The organism is Streptacidiphilus fuscans (assembly GCF_015690355.1).
GTDB classification, from domain to species: Bacteria; Actinomycetota; Actinomycetes; order Streptomycetales; family Streptomycetaceae; genus Streptacidiphilus; species Streptacidiphilus fuscans.
The window spans coordinates 691899-714487 of the sequence record NZ_JADPRT010000001.1 but is presented as its reverse complement, the minus strand read 5'-3'; the positions used below and the strand labels follow the sequence as shown (position 1 = coordinate 714487).

General features: G+C 71.2%; 27 protein-coding genes. 13 read left to right on the top strand and 14 right to left on the bottom strand.

What is annotated here, in order from left to right; genetic code table 11:
• Positions 1-37: 37 nt before the first annotated feature.
• A complete protein-coding gene (locus tag I2501_RS03280; protein WP_196192213.1) occupies positions 38-478 on the bottom strand; it encodes an arsenate reductase ArsC in 441 nt (146 codons plus the stop codon).
• A gap of 80 nt (positions 479-558) precedes the next feature.
• On the opposite strand from I2501_RS03280, the gene I2501_RS03275 reads away from it, so the two are divergent.
• The 3 genes from I2501_RS03275 (at position 559) to chrA (ending at position 2998) form a co-directional block, all read left to right on the top strand.
• Complete coding sequence (locus I2501_RS03275) at positions 559-873, top strand: ArsR/SmtB family transcription factor (protein ID WP_196192212.1); 315 nt, start codon at positions 559-561, stop codon at positions 871-873.
• Positions 870-1661, top strand: a complete 792-nt coding sequence (locus I2501_RS03270; RefSeq protein ID WP_408022698.1) for an aquaporin — start codon at positions 870-872, stop codon at positions 1659-1661. The genes I2501_RS03275 and I2501_RS03270 overlap by 4 nt, the downstream gene beginning before the upstream one ends.
• A gap of 164 nt (positions 1662-1825) precedes the next feature.
• Complete coding sequence (gene chrA, locus I2501_RS03265) at positions 1826-2998, top strand: chromate efflux transporter (RefSeq protein ID WP_196192211.1); 1173 nt, start codon at positions 1826-1828, stop codon at positions 2996-2998.
• Positions 2999-3068: 70 nt separating this feature from the next.
• On the opposite strand, the gene I2501_RS03260 is transcribed toward chrA, so the two are convergent.
• The gene (locus I2501_RS03260) at positions 3069-3443 is read right to left on the bottom strand and encodes an ArsR/SmtB family transcription factor (RefSeq protein WP_196192210.1); all 375 of its coding nucleotides are present in this window, start codon (positions 3441-3443) and stop codon (positions 3069-3071) included.
• A 108-nt stretch (positions 3444-3551) separates the two neighbouring features.
• Here I2501_RS03260 and I2501_RS03255 point away from each other — a divergent pair, with 108 nt between their 5' ends.
• Positions 3552-4955 carry an FAD-dependent oxidoreductase gene (locus I2501_RS03255; protein WP_196192209.1) on the top strand — a complete coding sequence of 468 codons (1404 nt, stop codon included), beginning with the start codon at positions 3552-3554 and terminating at the stop codon, positions 4953-4955.
• A 34-nt stretch (positions 4956-4989) separates the two neighbouring features.
• Here the strand turns inward: I2501_RS03255 and I2501_RS03250 are convergent, their stop codons facing one another.
• Positions 4990-5235, bottom strand: coding sequence for a hypothetical protein (locus I2501_RS03250; protein ID WP_196192208.1), 246 nt, complete (start codon positions 5233-5235; stop codon positions 4990-4992).
• A gap of 149 nt (positions 5236-5384) precedes the next feature.
• Between I2501_RS03250 and I2501_RS03245 the strand changes: the two genes are divergently transcribed.
• Both I2501_RS03245 and I2501_RS03240 read left to right on the top strand, forming a co-directional pair.
• Positions 5385-6065, top strand: a complete 681-nt coding sequence (locus tag I2501_RS03245; RefSeq protein ID WP_196192207.1) for a Type 1 glutamine amidotransferase-like domain-containing protein — start codon at positions 5385-5387, stop codon at positions 6063-6065.
• Between the two features lie 80 nt (positions 6066-6145).
• Entirely contained in the window at positions 6146-6934 is a 789-nt protein-coding gene (locus I2501_RS03240; protein WP_196192206.1) for a GNAT family N-acetyltransferase, read from the top strand.
• Positions 6935-6982: 48 nt separating this feature from the next.
• Here I2501_RS03240 and I2501_RS03235 read toward each other — a convergent pair whose 3' ends face one another.
• From I2501_RS03235 to I2501_RS03215, 5 genes are all read right to left on the bottom strand, one after another.
• Entirely contained in the window at positions 6983-7402 is a 420-nt protein-coding gene (locus I2501_RS03235; RefSeq protein WP_196192205.1) for a nuclear transport factor 2 family protein, read from the bottom strand.
• A 116-nt stretch (positions 7403-7518) separates the two neighbouring features.
• Positions 7519-8478 (bottom strand): hypothetical protein, encoded by a 960-nt coding sequence (locus tag I2501_RS03230; RefSeq protein ID WP_196192204.1) that lies wholly within the window; start codon positions 8476-8478, stop codon positions 7519-7521.
• A 1-nt stretch (position 8479) separates the two neighbouring features.
• A complete protein-coding gene (locus I2501_RS03225; RefSeq protein ID WP_196192203.1) occupies positions 8480-9088 on the bottom strand; it encodes a TetR family transcriptional regulator in 609 nt (202 codons plus the stop codon).
• Between the two features lie 49 nt (positions 9089-9137).
• Positions 9138-9557: a (2Fe-2S) ferredoxin domain-containing protein gene (locus tag I2501_RS03220; RefSeq protein ID WP_196192202.1), complete on the bottom strand. Its 420-nt coding sequence runs from the start codon at positions 9555-9557 to the stop codon at positions 9138-9140.
• Entirely contained in the window at positions 9554-11539 is a 1986-nt protein-coding gene (locus tag I2501_RS03215) for a heavy metal translocating P-type ATPase (protein ID WP_196192201.1), read from the bottom strand. Before I2501_RS03215 ends, I2501_RS03220 begins: the two co-directional genes overlap by 4 nt.
• Before the next feature lie 129 nt (positions 11540-11668).
• Between I2501_RS03215 and I2501_RS03210 the strand changes: the two genes are divergently transcribed.
• Positions 11669-12055: an ArsR/SmtB family transcription factor gene (locus I2501_RS03210; protein ID WP_196192200.1), complete on the top strand. Its 387-nt coding sequence runs from the start codon at positions 11669-11671 to the stop codon at positions 12053-12055.
• A 175-nt stretch (positions 12056-12230) separates the two neighbouring features.
• Positions 12231-12812 (top strand): hypothetical protein, encoded by a 582-nt coding sequence (locus tag I2501_RS03205; protein ID WP_196192199.1) that lies wholly within the window; start codon positions 12231-12233, stop codon positions 12810-12812.
• A 25-nt stretch (positions 12813-12837) separates the two neighbouring features.
• Here the strand turns inward: I2501_RS03205 and I2501_RS40910 are convergent, their stop codons facing one another.
• From I2501_RS40910 to I2501_RS03190, 3 genes are all read right to left on the bottom strand, one after another.
• A complete protein-coding gene (locus tag I2501_RS40910) occupies positions 12838-13344 on the bottom strand; it encodes an ATP-binding protein (RefSeq protein WP_408022700.1) in 507 nt (168 codons plus the stop codon).
• 340 nt (positions 13345-13684) lie between these two features.
• The gene (locus I2501_RS03195) at positions 13685-14311 is read right to left on the bottom strand and encodes a response regulator (RefSeq protein WP_236045839.1); all 627 of its coding nucleotides are present in this window, start codon (positions 14309-14311) and stop codon (positions 13685-13687) included.
• Between the two features lie 32 nt (positions 14312-14343).
• Positions 14344-15519, bottom strand: coding sequence for a sensor histidine kinase (locus I2501_RS03190; RefSeq protein WP_215909186.1), 1176 nt, complete (start codon positions 15517-15519; stop codon positions 14344-14346).
• A 119-nt stretch (positions 15520-15638) separates the two neighbouring features.
• Here I2501_RS03190 and I2501_RS03185 point away from each other — a divergent pair, with 119 nt between their 5' ends.
• The 3 genes from I2501_RS03185 to I2501_RS03175 are packed head-to-tail and all read left to right on the top strand — an operon-like array spanning position 15639 to position 17743.
• The gene (locus tag I2501_RS03185) at positions 15639-15812 is read left to right on the top strand and encodes a hypothetical protein (protein ID WP_196192196.1); all 174 of its coding nucleotides are present in this window, start codon (positions 15639-15641) and stop codon (positions 15810-15812) included.
• A gap of 45 nt (positions 15813-15857) precedes the next feature.
• On the top strand, positions 15858-16757 hold the full coding sequence (locus I2501_RS03180) for an ABC transporter ATP-binding protein (protein WP_196192195.1): 900 nt from the start codon (positions 15858-15860) through the stop codon (positions 16755-16757).
• Between the two features lie 5 nt (positions 16758-16762).
• The gene (locus I2501_RS03175) at positions 16763-17743 is read left to right on the top strand and encodes an anaerobic carbon-monoxide dehydrogenase catalytic subunit (protein WP_215909251.1); all 981 of its coding nucleotides are present in this window, start codon (positions 16763-16765) and stop codon (positions 17741-17743) included.
• Between the two features lie 286 nt (positions 17744-18029).
• On the opposite strand, the gene I2501_RS03170 is transcribed toward I2501_RS03175, so the two are convergent.
• Entirely contained in the window at positions 18030-18632 is a 603-nt protein-coding gene (locus I2501_RS03170) for a TetR/AcrR family transcriptional regulator (RefSeq protein ID WP_196192193.1), read from the bottom strand.
• An 81-nt stretch (positions 18633-18713) separates the two neighbouring features.
• Here I2501_RS03170 and I2501_RS03165 point away from each other — a divergent pair, with 81 nt between their 5' ends.
• Positions 18714-19871 carry an acyl-CoA dehydrogenase family protein gene (locus I2501_RS03165; RefSeq protein ID WP_196192192.1) on the top strand — a complete coding sequence of 386 codons (1158 nt, stop codon included), beginning with the start codon at positions 18714-18716 and terminating at the stop codon, positions 19869-19871.
• A gap of 105 nt (positions 19872-19976) precedes the next feature.
• Here the strand turns inward: I2501_RS03165 and I2501_RS03160 are convergent, their stop codons facing one another.
• Together I2501_RS03160 and I2501_RS03155 are read right to left on the bottom strand one after the other, a co-directional pair.
• Complete coding sequence (locus I2501_RS03160; protein ID WP_196192191.1) at positions 19977-20816, bottom strand: alpha/beta fold hydrolase; 840 nt, start codon at positions 20814-20816, stop codon at positions 19977-19979.
• Positions 20817-20892: 76 nt separating this feature from the next.
• Positions 20893-21408, bottom strand: a complete 516-nt coding sequence (locus tag I2501_RS03155; RefSeq protein ID WP_196192190.1) for a putative immunity protein — start codon at positions 21406-21408, stop codon at positions 20893-20895.
• 223 nt (positions 21409-21631) lie between these two features.
• Here I2501_RS03155 and I2501_RS03150 point away from each other — a divergent pair, with 223 nt between their 5' ends.
• Positions 21632-22504: a PIG-L family deacetylase gene (locus I2501_RS03150; protein WP_196192189.1), complete on the top strand. Its 873-nt coding sequence runs from the start codon at positions 21632-21634 to the stop codon at positions 22502-22504.
• The last annotated feature ends 85 nt before the right edge of the window (positions 22505-22589 follow it).

Here is a 22589-nt window from a genome sequence, read left to right as displayed (position 1 = left end):
CCGTCCCCCGGTCCTGCGCACCGTGGAGTTCCGACGCTCAACTCCCCGCTTCGGCCCTGGCGTCGGCCTTGGCGTCGATCTCGGCGATCAGGCCCTCGACGAGCTTCCTGATCTCGTCGCGGATCGGGCGGACCGCCTCGATCCCCTGCCCGGCCGGGTCGTCCAGCTGCCAGTCGAGGTAGGTCTTGCCGGGGAAGATCGGGCAGGCGTCGCCGCAGCCCATGGTGATGCAGTAGTCGGACGCCTGGACGGCGTCGCTGGTGAGCACCTTGGGCTGCTGGTCGGAGATGTCGACGCCGACCTCCGCCATGGCGGCGACCGCGGCGGGGTTGACCCGGTCGCCGGGCAGGGAGCCCGCGGAGCGGACCTCGACGCGATCCCCGGCGAGGTGGCGCAGGAATCCGGCGGCCATCTGCGAGCGACCGGCGTTGTGGACACAGACGAACAGGACGGACGCGGCCGGGGCGGTGGCGGACATCGGGGCTCCACGGGAGTGGGGTAGGGACGGGCGACCCGCCGGGCTGGTATCAGCCTCGACTGATATGAGATTATCAGTGCATGCTGACGTCAGTCGACACTGATCTGATCCGGGTGCTCGCCGACCCCCTGCGCATGCAGATCGTCTCCCTGCTCGCGCGCGAGACGCTGTGCACGACGCATCTGGTCGAGGAGACGGGCGCGCGGCAGACCAACCTGTCCAACCACCTGAAGGTGCTGCGCGACGCCGGGATCGTCGAGACCGAGCCCTGCGGCCGGTTCACCTACTACCGGCTGCGGCCCGAGGTCCTCGACGGACTGGCCCGCGACCTCGCCGGACTCGCCTCCCTCGCCCGCGTCAACGACGCGGCCAACTCCAAGAGAGCCTGCCCGTGACCAGCACCGACGCCGCCGCCATGACCATCGACGCCGACGCCGCCGACATGCCTGATCCCGCCCTGCCGCCAGGGCCCGCGGTCGCGCACCGACAGCCGCTGCACCAGCGGGCCGCCGCCGAGCTGGTCGGCACCGCCGCGCTGGTCGCCGTCGTCGTCGGCTCGGGCATCCAGGCCACCGAGCTCACCAAGGACGTCGCCCTGCAACTGCTGGCGAACTCGACCGCCACGGTCTTCGGCCTCGGCGTCCTGATTGCACTGCTCGGCCCGGTCTCCGGCGCGCACTTCAACCCGGTCGTCACCCTGGCCGACTGGTGGACCGGCCGCCGCACCCCGCACGGCCTGACGGGGCGTGACATCGCCGCGTACGTACCCGCGCAGATCGCCGGAGCCATCCTCGGCGCGATCCTGGCGGACGCGATGTTCGGCAAGCAGCTGGTGCAGTGGTCCACCCACGACCGCTCGGCCGGCCACCTGCTGCTCGGCGAGGTCGTCGCCACCGCCGGGCTGGTCTTCCTGATCTTCGGCCTGGCGAAGAAGGACCAGCTGCGCTTCGCCGCCGTCGCGGTCGCCTCGTACATCGGCGCGGCGTACTGGTTCACCTCCTCCACCTCGTTCGCGAACCCGGCCGTGGCGATCGGCCGCGCGTTCACGGACACCTTCGCGGGCATCAAGCCCTCCAGCCTGCCGGGCTTCGTCGGCATGGAACTCGTCGGCGGCGTCGTGGGGCTGGCCCTGGTGGCGCTGGTCTTCGGAACCGAGCGCCGAAACCGAGCCCAGGCGGACTGACGTCGAGTCAGGGCCAGGAGTCCGGGCGATATCGTCGCTCCCGATCAGCAGCAGTGACCGAACCAGGGAAGCGCACGTTGGACGACCCAGGGCACCATCCGGAGTGGGGACAAGCGGAGTCGGGACAAGGAGAGCCGGGGCCGCCGGAGCCGGAACAGGCCGACGTGGCTACGCGGCAGCCGGAAGTCGCCCTGGCCACGATCGCCCGCGAGTGGGGACGGATCGGCTGTATCGGTTTCGGCGGACCACCCGCGCACATCGCGCTCCTGCGGCAGCTGTGCGTCGAACGGCGGGGATGGATCGCAGCGTCCGAGTTCGAAGACGGCATCGCCGCCACCAACCTTCTTCCCGGTCCGGCCTCCACCCAGCTCGCGATCTACACCGCCTGGCGCCTGCGCGGTGTGCCCGGAGCGATCGTCGGCGGTGTGTGCTTCATCGTGCCGGGTCTGGTGTTGATCCTGGCGCTGGCCGCCGTTTTCCTCGCGGGCGGCACTCCCACCTGGGTCCGCGGAGCCGCAGCGGGCGCCGGTGCCGCGGTCGCCGCGGTGGCCGTGCACGCCGCTTGGGGCCTCGTGCCCGGCAGTTGGCAGCGCGCGGGCCAAGCCCGTGACGCGCGTGCCCGGTGGATCGCCTACGCTGCGGCGGGCGCGGTCGCCGCGGCCACGGTCGGGCCGTGGCTCGTGCTGCTGCTGATCGCGGCGGGCCTGTCGGAGGTCGCCGTCCGCGCCCGACGCTCCGCACGCGGCGCGGGCTCGGGGGTGTGGCCGCTCCCTATTCCGCTCGCGGCGGCCGCCGGTGGCGCGGGCGGGCTGCTCTCGCTCGCCTGGGTGGCCTTCAAAGTCGGGGCGCTGTCCTACGGAGGCGGCTTCGTCATCATCCCCCTGATGCAGGCGGACGCCGTCCACCACTACCACTGGATGACCGGCGCGCAGTTCCTGAACGCCGTCGCCCTAGGACAGGTCACCCCGGGCCCCGTCGTCCAGACCGTCGCCGTGGTCGGCTACGCCGCCGCGGGCGTCGGCGGCGGACTGCTCGCCGCCCTGGTCGCCTTCGCTCCCTCGTTCCTCTTCGTCACCCTCGGCGGACGCCACTTCGACGCGCTGCGCGCCAACACCCACGTCCAGGCCTTCCTGACCGGAGCCGGCCCGGCCGTCATCGGCGCCATCGCCGGCTCCGCCGTTCCCCTTGCCCTCGCACTGGCCCACGCCTGGCAGTTCGCCGTCCTCGCCTGCGCCGCGCTGTGGCTGCTCGCGCTCCGGCGAGGCGTGGTCAGCGCCTTGGTGGGCGCGGGGGTCCTGGGCGTGGCCGCCGCCCTGGTCGGATGGCCCGTCGGCTGACGGCCGACGCGGGAGGCTCGGGGCCCCGGGGCCCCGGGGCTGCGGGCTCCGGGCTGCCGCGAGAGCGACGTCAGCGGCGCAGGTCCAGCAGGGCGGACATCGTGGCGACGACGTCAGGGGCGACCTTGTAGTAGACCCAGGTCGCGCGGCGCTCGGAGGTGAGCAGGCCGGCTTCCTTGAGCTTCTTGAGGTGGTGGGAGACGGTCGGCTGGGAGACGCCGACGTCGGAGATGTCGCACACGCAGGCCTCGCCGCTCTCGTGCGAGGCGATCAGCGAGAACAGCCGCAGCCGGACCGGGTCGCCCAGCGCCTTGAACATGGCCGCCGTGCGTTCGGCCTCCTCGGCCGACAGTGGGCGCTCGGTCAGCGGCGGGCAGCAGGGCACCGCGACGTCGTCCTGGAGGACGGGCAGCTCCCGCGCCTCCGACACGCTCAATTTCGACATGTATCAATATTGACATCCGTCGACTCATGGCGCAATGCTTGCTGCATCGACAAACATCGAAACAGCCGAGGCTGAGCAGAGCATCGCCACGCGAGAGGACTCCCCCTCATGACCACCGCTCTCCCCGTCGTCGTCATCGGCGCCGGACCGGTCGGCCTGGCCGCCGCCGCGCATCTCGTCCAGCAGGGCATCGAGCCTCTCGTCCTGGAAGCCGGTCCCCACGCGGGCGCCACCGTCCGCGAGTGGTCGCACGTCCGCCTGTTCTCCGCCTGGGGCGAGGTCATCGACCCCGCCGCCGAAAAGCTCCTCGCCCCGACCGGCTGGGTCCGTCCCGACGCCGCCGCCTACCCCTCCGGCGGCGACTGGGCCGAGCAGTACCTCCAGCCGCTGGCCGAAATCCTCGGCTCCAAAGTCCGCTACGACACCCGCGTCACCGGCGTCTCCCGCCTCGGCCGCAACCGGATCGTCGACGCGGACCGCGCCACCCAGCCCTTCACCGTCCAGGTCCGGAACGCCGACGGCAGCGAGGAGCGGATCCTCGCCCAGGCCGTGATCGACGCCTCCGGCACCTGGACCCGCCCGAGCCCCGTCGGCGGCAACGGCCTCCCGGCCCTCGGCGAAAAGGCCGCCGCCGACCGCATCAGCTACCGCGTCCCCGACCTCATCGACCCAGCCGTCCGCGCCCGATACGCGGGCAGGCGCACCGCCGTCGTCGGCACCGGCGCTTCCGCCTTCACCACCCTCGCCATGCTCGCCGACCTCTCCTCGTCGGGCGACGGCGCCGGCACGCACGCGGTGTGGGTGCTGCGACGCGGCATCAGCGGCTCCACTTTCGGCGGCGGCAGCGCTGACCAGCTCCCCGCCCGTGGCGCGCTCGGCCTGGCCGCCAAGGCGGCTGTCGACGCGGGCCACGCCGACGCGGTCACGGGCTTCCGCACCGAGGCTGTCGAGCGCCACGCCGACGGCCGTATCGTGCTCGTCGCCGAGGACGGGCGTCGCCTCGACCCCGTGGACGAGGTCGTCGTCCTAACCGGCTTCCGTCCCGACCACTCCTTCCTGGAGGAGTTGCGGCTCGGCCTGGACGAGCGGCTCCAGGCGCCGACCCAGCTGGCCCCGCTGATCGACCCCAACCAGCACTCCTGCGGCACCGTCTACCCGCACGGCCACCGCGAACTGTCCCACCCCGAGCCCGGTGTCTACCTGGTCGGCATGAAGTCCTACGGCCGCGCCCCCACCTTCCTCGCCATGACCGGCTACGAGCAGGTCCGCTCTGTTGCCGCAGCCATCGCCGGAGACCTGGACGCCGCCGACAACGTCGAACTGACCCTCCCGGACACCGGCGTCTGCGGCGGCGCTGGCCTGTTCGACACCCCCGACGCCACGGCAGCCGGCAGCTGCTGCACCCCCTCCCCCGCCGCCGCGCCCGCACCGCAGCTCGTGCACATCACCGTCGCCGCCCGGGACCTCCCGCAGGCCGAGACCTCGCCGTCCGGCGGCTGCTGCGGCTCGTGACGATCAGTCAGGCCGAAAGGTGCTGCCTGACTGGTCAAACCCGCACGTATCCGGCAGCGCCGTCCCCGTGGCCGCCGCCCCCACTCCCCAGCGCAGGGATGACGGCCAGCTGCTGGCCGATGGTCTGAGGGACGGCCCCAGCCGTGGTGGCGTGGTTGTGGTTGTCGACTGCTCGCACGCCGCCGCCATCGAACGTGCTGGTGTGGGTGTCCGCGTAGCCGGGGGCGGCGACGGCGAGCGAGGTGAGGGTGAGCGCGCCCAGCGCGAGGATCTTCTTCATGCCTTGGCAACGACGCCCATGACGCCTGGTCACCCTGCCTACGCCCGCCTGCGTCGCGGCAGCGCTGTTTGCTCGTCTACGAGGTCCGGGGCGCAGTCGGCCGTGCTAGCGTCACTCGTCCGCTGCGATGCAATCAGTACGGGGGCGTGATGAAGCTTCTCCTTACCGACTCCGGTGTCAGCAACGCAAGCATCCTGGCGGCGCTGGTGGATCTCCTGGGCAAGCCGATCTCCGAGGCCAGCGCCCTCTGCATCCCCACCGCCGGGTACGGCGGCCCGTACGGGGATCCGTTCGGGCCATGGCAGTTCACCAGCGGACAGTCCGACTGCCCCATGACCGCGTTGGGGTGGAAGTCGGTGGGCGTGCTGGAGCTCACCGCACTGCCCAGCATCGACAAGGAACGCTGGGTCTCCTGGGTCCGGGATACGGACGCGCTCCTGGTGAATGGCGGCGACGCGCTCTACCTGTGCCACTGGATGCGGGAGTCCGGACTGGCCGACCTCCTCCCCTCGCTGCACGACACCGTCTACGTAGGACTCAGCGCCGGAAGCATGGTGCTGACTCCGCGTATCGGGCGGGACTTCGTCAGCTGGCAGCCGCCCACGGGTGACGACAGCACACTGGGCGTCGTCGACTTCTCCATCTTCCCGCACCTCGACAGCCCGAACTGTCCGGAGAACACCATGGCCGAGGCGGAGCGGTGGGCCGCCAAGATCGACGGCCCGGCATACGCGACCGACGCTCAGACCGCCATCAAGGTGACCGGCGGCGACATCGAGGTCGTGTCCGAGGGCCGTTGGAGGCTGTTCAACCCGGAATCCTACGCATAGAAGACCCTCCCGTCCTCGCGCCGAGTGCAGCAAGCACATTGCAGTTGCCGCCTCACCGCCTTCGATGGTGGGGTACCTGAATGGATCAACGAGCAGTACTTGCCCGGTTCGACGAGCAGATGCGGCGGAACGCGCGGCCCGACGATCCCGCAGCCCGGGTCGAGCGCATCGGCGCTGTGGTGCGGCAGGTCGGCGCTCGTGCCGATGACTGGAACGGCGTGCTGTGGTCCGGCCTGGACGATGCGACTGCCGATGCGGCGATCGCCGCTCAGGTGGACTACTTCACCTCGCTGGAGCGCGAGTTCGAGTGGAAGTTGTACAGCCACGACACGCCCGCCGATCTGTCCGCGCGCCTGCTCGCTGCTGGCTTCGTCCCCGACCCGGCGGAGACCTTGATGGTCGCCGACGTCAAGGCCGTCAAGGCCGTCGGAGCCCACGCCGAGCTCCCCGACGGCATCCGGCTGGAGCGGGTCACCGACGCCGCGGGGGTGGATCTCGCGGCCGATGTCCACGAGCAGGCGTTCGGCACCAGCGCGGACCGTTTGCGGCTTCGCCTCGCCTCCCAGCTCAGGGGCAGGCCGGAGACGTTCAGCCTGGTGGTCGCGATGGCAGGCGACGTGCCGGTCTGCGCTGCGCGCATGGAGCTGCATCCGGGCACCGACTTCGCCAGCCTGTGGGGCGGAGGCACGGTTCCTGCCTGGCGAGGCCGCGGCGTCTACCGGGCCCTGGTTGCCCACCGGGCGCGCATCGCCGCCGAGTTGGGCTATCGCTACCTGCAGGTCGACGCCTCCGACCAGAGTCGCCCGATCCTGGAGCGGCTCGGCTTCGTCCCGCTGAGCTCGACCGTTCCTCACGTGTTCCGCCCCTGAGCCGGCCGGGCACTTTGTCCTGCGGGTGTCGTCCCGCGTGACGGGGGGTCAGTCGGCCTGAGTCCTCCCGCCGAGGGGAGTACGCCCTGCCGAGACCTTGCGATGGCTGATCCGCCAGCCGTCAGCCGTGCGCACGACGGTGTCGTCGTAGGAGACCGAACCGCAGGAACCGTCCGCCTTGATGCCCAGCCCCTTCGATCGGACCTGCACCCGGCCGTCTGCCGCCGACTCCGTCACGACGACGTTGGTGACGTGGTGGGCGACGGGGTTGGCGGCACCCAGCGCCCATGCCGCCGCACGGACGGCCGCCACACCGCGGAGCGGTTCCTGGCCGAAATCGGTGACGTCGTAGACGACGTCGGAGGTGAACAACTCCTCCAACCGGTCAAGGCTTCCGTCGTCCACCAAGTGACCGTGCAAGGAGACCAGTTCAGTGATGGCCAGGCGATCTTCAACAACGAGCGACATACACGTCCTCTCCAGCTCTGCGCGGAACGGCCGAGCCGACCGTCGATCCGTCGGCGACGGTCCTCTCCTGCCGCCGTTCAGGCTGCCACCGAGTTGTCACCTGCCCCGTACTCCCGTCAGTTGGGGCACGCCGGACGGGAGCGTCGGTGTCGGGCGCTCATGGCGTGGAAGACGGCCTTCGGCTCCCAGCGGGCCTCGTCGAGCAGGCGCACGACGCCGTAGGAGGCGATGTCGCGGTCGCCGGGCTTGTCGTAGTTGGCGAAGGAGAACCACAGCGCGGTGTCCACGCCTTCCTCCTCGAAGACGTCCAGCAGTTCGTTGAGGTAGCGCACTTGCTCGTCCTCGTCCGGGACCGCCCCTTGCGGTGGCTGCCAGGCCATACCGCCCAGGTCGCTCGCGCCACGGTAGGCGCAGGTGCCGTACTCGGTGACGACGACCGGCTTGCCGTGGGCGGAGAGCTCGCGCAGCTCGGCGCGGAAGGTGCCGGCGTTCTGCGCGGATCGGTAGGCGTCGACGCCCACCATGTCGAAGGGCGCCCAGTCGACGGGCTCCCACGGGCCGGAGGCGTAGGTGACCTTGCCGCCGAAGTGGGTGCGGACCGTCGTGGCGGCCTGGGCCAGGAAAGCGTTGAGGCGTTCAGGGACCGGCCCGAGGGAGGCCCACCACTGCAAATCGGCGGTGGCCATGGCGTGGAGGCGGTCGAGGTGGGTGTCCCCGGGCAGGAAGCCGTGGGCGAAGGCACTGAGCTCGCAGCCGGTCACCAGTACCACCTGCGCGCCGCCCTGTCGCAGGGCTTCGGCGCGCTGCGCGCAGTCGGTGAGGAACTCCAGGATCTCCTCCGGGGCAAGGTCCACCGGGAAAGGGGAGAACCACACTTCGAGCCCGGCTTCGGCTGCGTGGCGGGCGGCGACGTCGAGTCGTTCGGCGTCGCGGCCGGTGATGCGGACGACGTCGCAGTGCAGGTCGCCCGCGATCACCGTCATGTCCTGGCGGACTTGGGCGGGGTCGAACGTCTTTCGGGTGAACCGGTCGCCGGGGAAGGTCCCGGTGTCGTAGCTGATTCCTCGCGCGCGCATGTCAGCGCCCTTCCGCCTGGTTGAGTCCGTGTTCGAGCAGGTCGAAGGCCAGCTCGACATCCCGCGACAGGGCGCGGCCTGCGTCCTTGGCCGACGCCCCGGCCAACAGCCGCCGGAAGTACGCCTCCTGAAGGGTCAGCAGGGACGCGGCGATCTGGGCGGCCATCAGCGCGGCTGCCGTCGAGCCGTACTCGTCGGCCAGGACCTGCGCCAGCGCCTCACGCTGCTGGTAGAGCAGGCCGTTGGCCGCGTTCCGTAGCGTCGGGCTGTCCTCGATCACGCGCACGCGGGCGAGCAGCGCGTCGAGCTCCGCCTCCGGCAGCTTTCCTGCGGCGAGCGCGCGGTGGTGTGCGCGCAGGGCGGCCAGCAAGGTCAGTCCGGCCGGCCTCCGGGCGACGATCCCGGCCAGGTCGTCGCCGCCCACGCCGTGCAGGGCGAGCGACTCCTTGGTCGGGAAGTACGCGAAGAGCGTCGCCTTGGCCACCTCGGCGGCCTCGGCGATCTCGTTGACCGTCACGGCGTCGAAGCCGCGCTCGACGAACAGCCTCAACGCAACTGCGGCGATCCGCTGCCTGGTCTGTTCCTTCTTGCGTTCGCGAAGCCCTGCCATGCGGCCACAATAACCATACTCGGTTCAAAAACATACCCAGTCTGACTACTCACGCCTCCTCGACGCCCTGGCGAACGCGGCGGGAGGGCTGGAAGACGTAGAGGTCGAGGATGTCGGGCGGATCGGCCAGACCGGGGCCGCCGGCCTCGGTCCAGGTGGCGATGTCGGTGGTGGCGTCCGGGTCGTTGACCAGGCCGAGCCAGACCGGGCGTCCGCCCGCGCGGCGGCCCTCCGCCGAGGGCTGGACGACGATGACGTTGGCGTGCTCGCAGACGTCCAGGCAGTCGACCACGCGGATGCTTGCGTTGTCGGCCAACGCGGCTCGCAGGTCGCGCAGTTGGGCGGCGTGGTCGAGGCGGGGGATCTTCGGGGTGCCGCAGCAGCAGCCGCGGCAGACGGTCACCGTGGGCCGGGCGGCGCCCGACTGTGTGCCGGGCGTCGCCTTCTCGGCGCGGGAGCGGCGGCTCACGGACGGGCCGCCGTCGCGTCGGCGCCTGCGCGGCGCCAGGCGGCGTCGCGGAGCAGGCGCAGTCCGTTGAGGCCGACGATGACGGTGGAGCCCTCGTGCCCGAGGACGCCGAGCGGCAGCGGCAGGTGTCCGGCCAGGTCCCAGACGACCAGGCCGGTGATGAACACCGACGCGACGACCAGGTTCTGCACGACGAGCTTGCGCGCGCGGCGGGACAGGGCGATCACCGTCGGCACAGTAGCGAGTTCGTCGCGGACGACGACGGCGTCGGCGGTCTCCAGGGCGAGGTCGGAGCCGGCGCGGCCCATGGCGATGCCGGCGTGGGCGGCGGCGAGTGCGGGGGCGTCGTTGACGCCGTCGCCGATCACCGTCGTCCGCAGTCCCGCCTGCTCCAACTCACGGACCACGGCGACCTTGTCCTTCGGCAGCAGTCCCGCGCGGACGTCGGTGATGCCGACCTCGGCGGCGAGGCGTGCGGCGGCGCGGGGGTTGTCGCCGGTGACCAGGATCGGGGTCCGACCGGTGAGCGCGTCCAACCGGGCGACGGTCGCGGCGGCGTCGGGGCGCAGCCGGTCGGCGATGCCGAGTACGCCGACCGGCGTGCCGTCGCACTCGACGACCACGGCCGTGCGGCCCTCGTCCTCCAGTGCCTGCGCGCAGGCCCTGGCCGGTTCGTCCGATGCCGCGTCGGCGACGAGGCGAGACGGTGCCCCGACCGCGACCGCGCGGCCGTCGACGGTGGCGGTGACGCCGATGCCAGGGGCGGAGGTGAAGTCCTCGGCGGTGGCCAGCCGCAGGCCACGGGTCCGGGCGGCGTCGACGACGGCGCGGGCGAGGGGATGCTCGCTGGGGTGCTCGGCGGACGCGGCGAGGGCCAGGAGCTGATCCTCCGTCAGGCCGCTGCCGGGCAGCGGCCTGACGTCGGTGACACGCGGGGTGCCCTCGGTCAGGGTGCCGGTCTTGTCGAGGGCGACCGCCTGGGTCTGGCCGAGCTGCTCCATGACCACCGCGGACTTGACCAGCACACCGTGCCGCCCGGCGTTGGCGATCGCAGAGAGCAGCGGCGGCATGGTGGCCAGCACCACCGCGCACGGGGAGGCGACGATCATGAACGTCATCGCGCGTAGCAGCGCACCGGACAGGGCCGCGCCGAAGGCGAGCGGGATCGCGAAGACCAGGAGCGTCGCGGTGACCATGCCGAGCGAGTAACGCTGCTCGACCTTCTCGATGAACAGCTGCGTCGGGGCCTTGGTCTCCGACGCCTCCTCGACCATGGCCACGATGCGGGCGATGACGGAGTCGGCGGCGTCCCGCTCGACCGTGACGCGCAGTGAGCCGGTGCCGTTGAGCGTCCCGGCGAAGACCTCGTCGCCCAGCTGCTTGGCGACCGGCAGCGGTTCGCCGGTGATGGTGGCCTGGTCCACGTCACTGGCGCCGTCCAGCACGCGGCCGTCCGCGCCGATCCGCTCGCCGGGGCGGACCAGGATCGTGTCGCCGACCGCGAGCTCCTCGGTGGAGACGGTCTCCTCTCCGCCGTCGTCCAGCAGCCTGGTCGCTGTGGCCGGGGCGAGGTCGAGCAGGCCCCGGACCGAGTCGGCGGTGCGGGCGGTCGCGAGGGCTTCGAGCGCACCGGAGGTGGCGAAGATGACGATCAGCAGCGCACCGTCCAGCACCTGACCGATCGCCGCGGCGCCCAGCGCGGCGACGATCATCAGCAGGTCGACATCGAGGGTTCTCTCGCGCAGCGCCGTCAGTCCGGCCCAGCCGGGCTCCCAGCCACCGGCGGCGTAGCAGAGCGCGTACAGCGGACCCCACGCCCAGGCCGTCGCCCCGGTGAGCTGCAGCGGCAGCGCGATCGCGAAGAGCGCCAGTGCGGCCAACGCCCAACGGGCCTCGGCCAGGGCCAGCACGCGCGTCTTCCGTCGTGGCGCGACGGACGGCGCCGTCGGCACGGCCGGGCGTTCGAGAAGTGTGGTCGACATGTGTGGGGTGGACTTCCTGGGAGGACGCAGCGAAGAGGGCACGGTCAAGCGGAGGGGCAGGCTTCGCCCCGCACCTACTATACGGGAATACTTGAATGCTTCTTCACGCGTTCTCGGTATCATGGCCCTATGGGCCACGGGATGAACAGGACGACCACCGCGCGCGAACGTCTGGACGCAGTCGGTGCGACCACCGTCGCCACCACCTTGCAGGCCCTCGCGACCCCGTCCCGGCTGCTGATCCTGGCCCAGCTCCAGGAGGGAGCCCACGCGGCGACCGACCTTGCCGACGCCGTCGGCATGGAACGCTCGGCCTGCTCCCACCAACTGCGTCTGCTGCGCAACCTCGGCCTGGTCAACGCCGAACGCCACGGCCGCTCGATTGTCTACTCGCTCTACGACGACCACGTCGCCGACCTCCTCGACCAGGCCATCGGCCACGTCGAGCACCTGCGCTCCCCCGGCCTCGACACCGCAGATCTCCAGGACGAGCCGGAGCTGGACGTCGCCCAGTGAGGTAGCGGCCGATGGCGGCAGCCACCCCGGACATCGTTCTGACGAAGGCCGACCGGGCGCAGCTTGACTCGTTCGAGGGACACCCGGCGTGTTGGTGCGCCGCGATGTGAGTTTCTGTGCGACATCTGAGAGGCCTCGCGGGTCCCTGCGCACCTCCTCTCAGAAGGAGCTCATCGTGACCACCACAGCACCAGCTGCCTCGGGCCGAAGACTCGTCAGAATCCGCCCCAGCTCGGGCGGGCAGGCGCGCCTGCGGCGTGCGGCGGCAGTGCGGATCGGCTTCGGCCTGGTCTGGGCCGTCGACGCGTCCTTCAAGTGGCTTCCGGGGTTCATCCACGGACAGACGCTGAGTGACGAACTCGGGCAGGGGACCTCGGTCCACATCCCGGCGATCCACCAGTGGATCCTGATGTGGCATGCCGTCGCCACGTCCGCGCCGGGCGCGTTCGCCATGGGAGTGGCCCTGACGGAGACCGCCATCGCCTTGGGGCTGATCTTCGGCCTGTTCAGCAACGCCGTATTCCTCGGCAGCGCCCTGTACTCGCTCGGCATCTGGTCGTCCGCCGAGGCGTTCGGCCTGCCGTGGACCGCTCCGGGGATCACGGACCTGGGCCCGGCCGTGGCCTACATCTTCGCGTCCCTGGCACTCTTCCACGCGCATGCGGGCGCGGTCTGGAGCCTGGACAGCCGACTGCGGCCACGGCTCGGCCGCCTGGCCTGGCTGTGCAGCCCGACCGCCGAGATGATCACCAGCTGAACCACGCCTCCGCACAACGGGTCTGTCATATCGTCAGCGTCGGCCGGGTCCGAGCCGTAGGACGAGCAGCGGGCAGACGGCCACGGCGCACCGGGCGTGCGCCGTCGGATCCACCGCCGCGACCACGCTGGGGAGAGGCATCCAGCGGGATACGTGCAACGACCGTGGTACCGCTCGACGTGGGAAGCACACTCAACTCTGCGAGGGCACGGACGAGGCTGGTGCCGCGTCCGCTGGTGGGCAGCGAGCCACCAGTGCATCCGACGGGCGGTCGCCACTGCCCGTGGTCACGAACGGCCAGGGCGACATGGTCGAGGTCTGCCGTCAGCAGGGCGACGACGTCGGAACTGCCGCTGTGGACCACTGCGTTGGTGGCGAGCTCGGTGCTGATGAGCGCGAGTGCGTCGACGACTTCAGCAGGCAGTCGCCAACCGATCGCCAGATTCCGCATCAGGCGGCGCAGGAGAGGGACGCTCCGAGGCTGCGCCGGAAAGCTCGCCAGCGCACTGAATCGTGGGGTCGCCGAAGTCACGTCGGGGGGTTCGTGGGTGCTGCTGGAGGCGATCACAGTGCCTCTCTCCACACGGCGAGGTCGTCGCGGGCTGTCTCGGCCCGGGAGCCGGGGTCACGTGACTCCCCGCGCTGGGGTGACAGTCAGAGACTCCTGCCGGTCCATGGCCACGTCAACGTCCACCCCGTGATTCATACATGATTCATAGGTAACTCGGAGTCAACCCGACTACCTCGACAGGGCGGGCGTACCGACGAGCGCGGCTCACATCGCCGCAACGGGCGGCGCACCGTCCTCATCAGCAGTGCAGGCGCCGCCAGTTGAGGGCGGGTCCGACCAGCACGACCACACCGGCCCGCCCTTACACCGCGGAATCCACCAGCTGGTTCTCCCAGGCCCACGCCGCGATCCCGACCCGGTTACGCACGCCCAACTTGCCCTGGACGCTCGCCACATGGCTCTTGACCGTGCTGAGCGAGATGAACAGCTCGGCCGCGATCTCCTGGTTGGTGCGTCCGACGGCGATGGCCTTGACCACGTCGATCTCACGGGCGGAGAGCGCTTGCTCCGGCTGCCGTCCGGACCTCTTGCGCTTCACCGGGGCGAGGTGCTCGAGCAGCCGCAGTGTGACCGACGGTGAGATGAGGGCGTCGCCTGCGCTCGCCGCCCGCACGGCCTCGGCGAGCAGCGCGGGGCCCGCGTCCTTGAGGACGAAGCCGAGCGCGCCGGCACGCAGGGCGCCATGCACGTACTCGTCGTCGTCGAAGGTGGTCACGACGACGACCCGCAGCGGATCTGTCACGCCCGGGCCAGCGAGTGCCCGGGTCACTTCGATGCCGTCGAGCCGGGGCATCCGGATGTCGACCAGGCACACGTCGGGGCGGAGCCTGCGGGCCAGCTCCACCGCCTCGGCGCCGTCCGCTGCCTCGCCGACCACGGTGATGTCGGACTGGTCCTCAAGAATCATCCGCAAGCCGCGTCGGACCATGGCCTGGTCGTCGGCCAACAGCACTGCGATGCTCAACGACGCTCCCCCGGGACCGGGACCGAGACCGGGAGCGTGGCGGTGACGGCCCAGCCGCCTGCGGGCTTCGGTCCGGCGTTCAACGTGCCGCCGAGCGCTTCCACGCGCTCGCGCATGCCGACCAGGCCGAATCCGTCACGGTGCAGATGCCGCTGTGTGCCTGACGGCGCATCGTTGTCGACCACGACCGTGATGCCCGTAGGACACCGCGAGACCTCGACACAGGCCGAGCGGGCGTGCCCGGCGTGCCTGGCGACGTTGGTCAGCGACTCCTGGACCACACGGTAGACAGTCGAGGCGACCTCGGGCGGCCAGCGCGTCTCCTCCTCCTCGGGCAGACTCAGTGTCACGGCCGGGCCGTGCCCGTCGAAGCGTTCGACCAACTCGGCAAGCCGCTCCGGGCCGGTGCCGGTCGGTAGTGCGTCGTCGGTGTCGCGCAGCAGGCCGACCACCCGCCGCATGGCCGCCAGTGCCTCACCGCCGGCAGCCTCGACCTCCGCCAGCGTGTCGTCGAGGTCGTCGACGCCGTCGCCGTCCTGACGTCTGCGTGCGGCGATCCTGGCCGCCTGGGTCTGCAACACGATCCCTGTGACGTGGTGCGCCACCACGTCGTGCAACTCCCGCGCCAGGGTCAGCCGCTCGTCCCGGCGCACCGACTCGGCGGCGTTCCTGCGGCGTCGGTCGACGTGGCGCAGCCAGAACCCGAGTGCCACGGCCACGAGCCAGCCCTCCGCGCCCACCGTGTACGCGGTGTGCGAGGTCTGACGGCCGAGCAACGCTCCGATCCACCCGGAGCCGACGACAGCGAGACCGAGCAGCTCGACCGCCACGGCTGTCCGCGGCGGCAGCACCCGGACGGCCGTGCACCCGACCACCATCAGCGCGACGATCGCGGCCGCGCCCGGCTCACCGGGCAGGCCGGCGGTCATCGCGACGACCGCTGCGGTACCGCTCACCGCAAGCGCCGCGACAGGCGCCCCCAGCGGGTACCGGTGCCGGGCCGCCGCGACGACGCACATCGCGACACCTGTGATCGCGTCGAGCGTCCACACGCGCCCCTCGTCCGCCAAGCGGTGGGCGGTGAGGACGATCAGTACCGCGCAGAAAGAGGTGAGGAGGATGTCCGCCCCGAATCCGGCCCACCTCGTCATCGGCCGCTCTCGTGGGTTCACGTCGATCAGGCTACGGGACCGGGGACGGGCGTTGAACCGGCCGAAAGTACGATCGCGCACAGACCCAACCGTGCTTTCGGTGGATGCTGCGACCCGCGCCCGACCAGCACCTTTGAGCCATGACTTCGCATCACCACCAAGCGCTCGGCATCCTGGCCGACTCGTCCTCCGGCGTGCACTACAGCCCGCTCTTCTACGGCCTGCTCGTGGTCGTCGCGATCGCCGTACTGATCGTGTTCTTCAGCGCCGTCCGCTTCGTCATCAAGCTGATCGACCGCCGGTCCCGTGGCTGACCCGGCCCACCGGCCCGACGACGGGAACCCCGAGCGAGGAAGCACATGAATCCAGTATTGGAAGCCAAGGGGCTCGGCAAGCGCTACGGCCGGCGGCGGGCTCTGACGGACTGCGACCTGTCCGTCCCTCAGGGTCGGGTCGTAGGCCTGGTCGGCCCGAACGGTGCGGGCAAGTCCACCCTGCTGCAACTGGCCTGTGGGCTGATCCAGCCCACCTGGGGCTCCATCGACGTGCTCGGCTCGCGCCCCGGCACCAGCGCCACCCAACTGGCCAAGGTGGGCTTCGTCGCCCAGGACACGCCGGTGTACGCCACGTTGTCCGTCGCGGACCACCTGCGGATGGGGGCGCGGCTGAACCCGGGCTGGGACGAGCAGTTCGCCCGGCGCGGGATCTCCCGGTCCGGCCTGGACCTGGACCAGAAGGCCGGTCGGTTGTCCGGCGGCCAACGTGCGCAGCTGGCCCTCACGATCGCGGCGGCCAAACGGCCCGAGCTGCTGATCTTCGACGAGCCCGCTGCCGCGCTCGATCCGCTGGCCCGGCACGGGTTCCTGGAGACCCTGATGGAGTCCGTGGCCGACCTCGGCGCGAGCGCGATCCTGTCCTCCCACGCCCTCTCCGACGTCGAGCGGGTCTGCGACTACCTGATCGTGCTCGCCGACTCGCGGGTCCAGGTCGCGGGCGAGGTGACGCAGTTGCTGCAGAGCCACCACAGGCTCGCCGGCGAACGGAGTCGCCTCGCGACCCTTCCGCACGGGCTCGAAGCCGTGCACGCCGAACACACGAACCGGGCAAGCAGTGTGATCGTGCGCTCCGGCGGCGCACCACCGCCCGGCCCCTGGAAGATCGAGGACATCGACCTCGAAACGCTGGTGCTCGCCTACATGACCCGCGCGGGCCTGCCGGCCGCACACACAGCCCCGATGACCGAGGAGGCCACGCGGTGATCTGGATGACCTGGCGTCAGTTCCGCACCCCGGCACTGCTGGGAGCCGCGACGCTGGCGCTCCTGGCGGTCTACACGGTGGTCCTCGGCCTGCAGATCAGACACACGTACACCACGGACGCCGCGCTCTGCGCCGCGGGCAGCTGCGCGGGGGTGATGAGCGAGTTCACCAGCCAGTACAACCTGCAGGTCGACGTCCTCGGAGGTGTGCTGATCGCGGTCCCTGCCGTCGTCGCGATGTTCTGGGGCGTGCCTCTGATCACCCGTGAGCTCGAGTCGGGCACCCATCGGCTGGTGTGGAACCAGACGGTGACCCGCGGACGCTGGCTGGCGGTGAAGCTGGGATTCGTCGGCCTGGCCACCGTCGCCTTCACCGGCGGCTACAGCCTGCTGCTGACCTGGGCGGCCGGCCCGATCGACGCGGTCAACGACGACCGCTTCTCCCCGTTGGTCTTCGACGCGCGCAACATCGTGCCGCTGGCGTACGGCGTCTTCGCCTTTGTGCTCGGCACGACCTTCGGCCTGTTCATACGCCGTACGGTCCCGGCGATGGCGGCAGCCCTGGTGGCGTTCGTCCTCGTGCAGGGCCTCATCCCCACCGTGGTGCGACCGAACTACGTCACCCCGGTCAGCCGTACGGTCGCGCTCACCAGGACCGAGGTCAGCCAACTGTCCTTCTTCGGCGCGTACGGCGCGGTCGGCGGCGTGAGCGTCCCCGGCGGCCCGTGGATCGTGTCCACCAGCGACGTCCTGGACTCGTCCGGTAAGGACGTCGGCCACACCGCGTGGTGGTCCTACTGCGTCAACACCGTCTCGCCTGCACAACTCCCGGACTGCATCGCCAAAGAGGACGCCCACGTCAGTGTGACTCTCCAGCCTGCCAGCCGCTACTGGCCCTTCCAGTGGTACGAGTCGGCACTGTTCACCGCCCTTGCGGCGATACTCGCGGGCCTGTGCTTCTGGCGCATCCGGCGCCGACTCACCTGACGCTTGCTGCCTCGTTGACCTGGTAGCACCCTGGTGATCACCTGACCCAGACCCCCGATCGGCGGGCCGGGACACCGCCGACCAGGGGTGCCGAGGTGCCATTCACTTCGTGGATGATCTCGTGCGGAGCGATGCGCCTCTCTGCTTCGAATCTTCGAACTGAGGCTTCGCCCTGGCCGTCATGCGTGGCCGAGGCGTTTTCGTTTGTGTGGGCCGCCGGGGGGACGGTCCACACCGCGGGGCCCGCCCGGACATACGCGCCGTGCGGGCCCCTGCCCCTGCCCGCCTAGCGGCTGAGGCCGTGCAGCAGGAGTTCGGCCAGGCAGTCGTAGGCCTCGGCGTCGGCCAGCCCCGTGGCGGCGGCCACCTGGCGCTGTTGGATACGGACCATCACCGAGGCGATGACATCCGCCGCGAAGGCGACGTGCACCTCACGGAACTCCCCCGCCGTCACCCCCTCCTGGATCAGCTGCTCGACCCGGCGGGCTGCCGCCCGCGTGTTGCGCTCGTAGACCTCGGACGCCGGCTCGAAGCCCGCCACGTCCTCGAAGAACTGCGGTGAGAGCGGCGCGAGTTGTGCCGCGACCGCGCTCAGGTACGCGGACACCCTGGCAGCCGGGCCGGATTCGGCCGCAAGCGCCGCCTCGACCCGCTCGGTCGCATGGCGGAAGAAGTGCACCACGACGGCCCGGACGAGCTGCTCCTTGCTCCCGGCCAGCCCGTAGAGCGTGCGCTTGGAGCAGTGCAGGCGCGCGGCCAGATCGTCGAGGGTGAGATGGGCGAAACCCTCCTGGGTCAGCAGCTCCACCAAGGCCTCGAACAGCTCGTACCGCCGGGCGGCGCCCCGGCCGGTCTGCTTGGGTCCGACCCCGTCGGCAGTCTCGATCATCTGGGTATTATCCCCGCGCTCGTTTGGGGCTACCATTTCCGGTACTGACGTACCGCACAAAGTACCGGTTGGAGCCCCGCCATGGCCGTTGATCGTCTGCTGCCCACCCCGGAGGCCGAGGACCTGATCGCGCTGACCAGGGAACTCGCCGACAAGGAGCTCGCGCCCAGGGCAGACACCCACGAGAAGGGCGAGATCTACCCGGAGGGTCTCTTCGCGACCCTCGGCCGGGCGGGCCTGCTCGGGCTCCCCTACGCCGAGGAGTTCGGCGGCGGCGGCCAGCCCTACGAGGTCTACCTCCAGGTCCTGGAGGAGCTCGCCGCCCGTTGGGCCGCGGTCGCGGTGGCCACCAGCGTGCACACCCTCGCCTGCCACCCGGTCAACGCCTTCGGCTCCGACGCGCAGAAGGAGCGCTGGCTGCCGGACATGCTCGGCGGCGAACTCATCGGCGGCTACAGCCTCTCCGAACCGCAGGCCGGCTCCGACGCCGCCGCGCTGACCTGCAAGGCGGAGCAGGTCACCGACGCCACCGGCGCGCTCACCGGCTACCGCATCACCGGCAACAAGGCGTGGATCACCCACGGTGGGAAGGCCGACTTCTACGCCCTGTTCGCCCGCACCGCACCGGGCAGCCACGGCATCTCCTGCTTCCTGGCGCCGGGCGCGGCGGACGGCCTGAGCTTCGGCAAGCCTGAGGAGAAGATGGGGCTCCAGGCGGTCCCGACCACCTCGGCCATGTGGGACGGAGCCGTCATCGAGCCGGACCGCCTGCTCGGCACCGAGGGCCAGGGCCTGCAGATCGCGTTCAGCGCGCTCGACAGCGGCCGCCTCGGCATCGCGGCCTGCGCCACCGGGCTCGCCCAGGCGGCGCTGGACGCGGCCGTCGGCTACGCCAACGAGCGAACCACCTTCGGTCGGAAGATCGTCGACCACCAGGGCCTCGGCTTCCTGCTGGCGGACATGGCCGCGGCCGTCGACTCGGCCCGCGCCACCTACCTCGACGCGGCCCGCCGCCGCGACCTCGGCCGCCCCTTCAGCCGCCAGGCCAGCGTCGCCAAGCTGATCGCCACGGACGCGGCGATGAAGGTGACGACGGACGCGGTCCAGGTCCTGGGCGGTTACGGGTACACGCGCGACTTCCCGGTCGAGCGCTACATGCGCGAGGCGAAGATCATGCAGATCTTCGAAGGCACCAACCAGATCCAGCGGCTGGTGATCAGCCGACAGTTGGCCCAGTGACGCCTCGGACCGCTCGGTAGTCGGCCGCCACAGCACGCTGAACCCCGGCACAGCCGCACAGCCGGGCCCGAGCGGGCACCACCCGAGCGGTCACAGGGCGAGCGGTCACAGGGCGAGCATGGCCGCAGCGACCTGGTCGGCCGAGGCCTGCCGCAGGGCGGTTCCCATGTCGTCGAGGACGAGCAGGCGCGCCCCGGGGATCTCGGCGGCCAGCGCCTCGCCGTTGCCGACCGGGAAGAACGGGTCGGCGCGGCCGTGCACCACGAGCGTGGGCACGTCGAGGTCGACGAGCCGCTCCCGCCAGCGCGGGGCGCAGTCGATCCGGGAGAAGGCCGTCCTGAGCTGGTTCGCCTGGTGCACGGCGGGGTCACTCGACGGCGTCCGGTCCCAGATCCGGGCCGCCGTCGCCCGCGCCTCCTCGGGGTCGTCGCCCAGCGGCCCGGCGCCATCGGCGGCGAATGCCGCGACGGCGTCCCGGTCGGTCCAGTCCGGACGCGGGCGGGAGAACAGCGAACCCATGACCGCAGCGTCGTGGCCGGGCAGGTCCTCGTCGACCGGGCCCGGTGCCACCGGCCGGGTCCCGACGAGGGTGAGCGCGGAGAACACGTCCGGGTGGTCCAGGGCGGCGACCTGCGCGACCATCCCGCCGACGCCGATGCCACCGAGGTGCGCGGTCCGGGCACCCAGCGCCGCGACCAGCGCGGCCGCGTCGGCGACGAGATCCCGCAGGTCGTACGCCGGGTTCTCGGGGTCGAGGGTCGTCGACGCGCCGGAGTCACGCAGGTCGTAGCGGACCACGCGCCGCCCGCCCGAAGCCAGCCGGTCGCAGAGCGCGTCGGGCCAGGACAGCATCGTCGTGCCGCCAACCAGGAGGACCAGCGGATCGTCCTCGCGGCCGAAGCTCTCGATGCCCAGATCCACACCGTTCGCCCGAACCGAAGTCATGCCGACACTGTAGCGACGGCATGGGCGCGGCACCGGCGGATGACACATCATCAGGGTTCGACGGTGTCAGCCCGACTCAGCAGTCGAAGACCGACCAGCAGATGTCGTTGCGCAGTCTCTGGTCGTCGAGCACAAGCTCGCGGATCGCCTCCGGGAGCTGGTCGCGCTGCCACCGGCACTCGACGCGCCCGGCGGCCTCGCTCTCGCCCTGCGGTGCCGCCGCACGCGCGGCCTTGATCGCGTAGGCGGCCGCACCGAGTTCGTGCGCGGCAACGTGGGCGACGGCCCCGGCCTGCCCGGCGGCGTAGGCGGCGTGGCGCGCTGCGCCGCTCAGGTCCCTGGCCGCGCCCATGGCGTGGCCACCCGCCGCGCGCGATTCCATCATTTTGACCTCGCCCCGCGTCCAGGCGCGGGCATGCTCGATCGCCTGGCGCGGGCGCGGATCCTCCGGCCGGGCGGCTTCGAAGAGGCCGAGGACGTGCTCTGCGCACGCGGCGGCCCAGAGCGCGAGAAGACGGTGGTCCGCGTCGGTGAGGGTGCCGCCACGGCGGACGGTCACGAAGCGGGGGTCCCGGACCTTCGGGAGGATCATGAGCTCAACCCTATCTCCGCTCCTCTTCTCAGGGGCTGGCGGGAACAGTCGCTCCGGCCGCCGTTGTTGCACTGAGGAAGCGGCCGTCACGGCGCGGGCGGGGAGCACAGGTCGACGGGGCATGCGCCTGACGTGATACTGGGCCCTCGGGCACGCCCGACGCCTGGTCGCTCCAGCATCGACGCCCACGACCCAGACCGAGCTTGTCCCGGAGGACCTTCTGATGAACGACCGGCCCCTGACGCTGATGGCCGTGCACGCCCACCCTGACGACGAGGCCACCGGCACGGGAGGGGTCCTCGCCCGCTATGCGTCCGAGGGCATTCGGACGGTCCTGGTCACCTGTACCGACGGCGCCTGCGGTGACGGGCCAGGCGGCGTCAAGCCGGGCGAGCCCGGACACGATCCGCAGGCCGTGGCCGCCATGCGGCTCCAGGAACTCAAGGCCAGCTGCGAGGTTCTGAACATCCATCACCTGGAGACGCTCGGCTACGGCGACTCCGGCATGATGGGCTGGCCGGCCAACGACGCTCCCGGCGCGTTCTGGCAGACCCCCGTGGAGGAGGGCGCGGCCCGACTCGCCGAGCTGATCCGCCTCTACCAGCCTGACGTCGTCGTCACCTACGACGAGAACGGCTTCTACGGCCACCCCGACCACATCCAGGCCAATCGCATCACCACCGCCGCGCTTGCCCTGACCGAGTCGACTCCCAAGGTCTACTGGACGACGGCTCCCCGCTCGATGATGCAGCGGTTCGGCGAGGTCATGCGCGAGTTCGGCGCGGACTGGGAGCAGGAGCCGTCCGAGGCCGACGCCGAGGCGGGCGCCGAGGTCGAGGGTGGCACCGAGGCCGAGACGATGCCCGAGATCGGGCTCCCGGACGACGAGATCACCACCTGGGTCGACACCACCGCGTTCGGCGGCCAGAAGTTCGACGCGCTGGCCGCGCACGCCAGCCAGGGCGAGAACATCTTCTTCCTGCGGATGGGCAAGGAGCGGTTCACCGAGCTGATGGGTGTGGAGACGTTCGTCCGCGTCCAGGACACCACCGGCGCGCCCGTCCCGGAGAACGACCTCTTCGCCGGACTTCGCTGACCTGCACCTTCGGCCAGTAGGCCAGTAGGCCGGTAGGCCGGTAGACCCGTTGTCCGGCTGTCCGGTCGGCCGGGTCCGTGGCGGA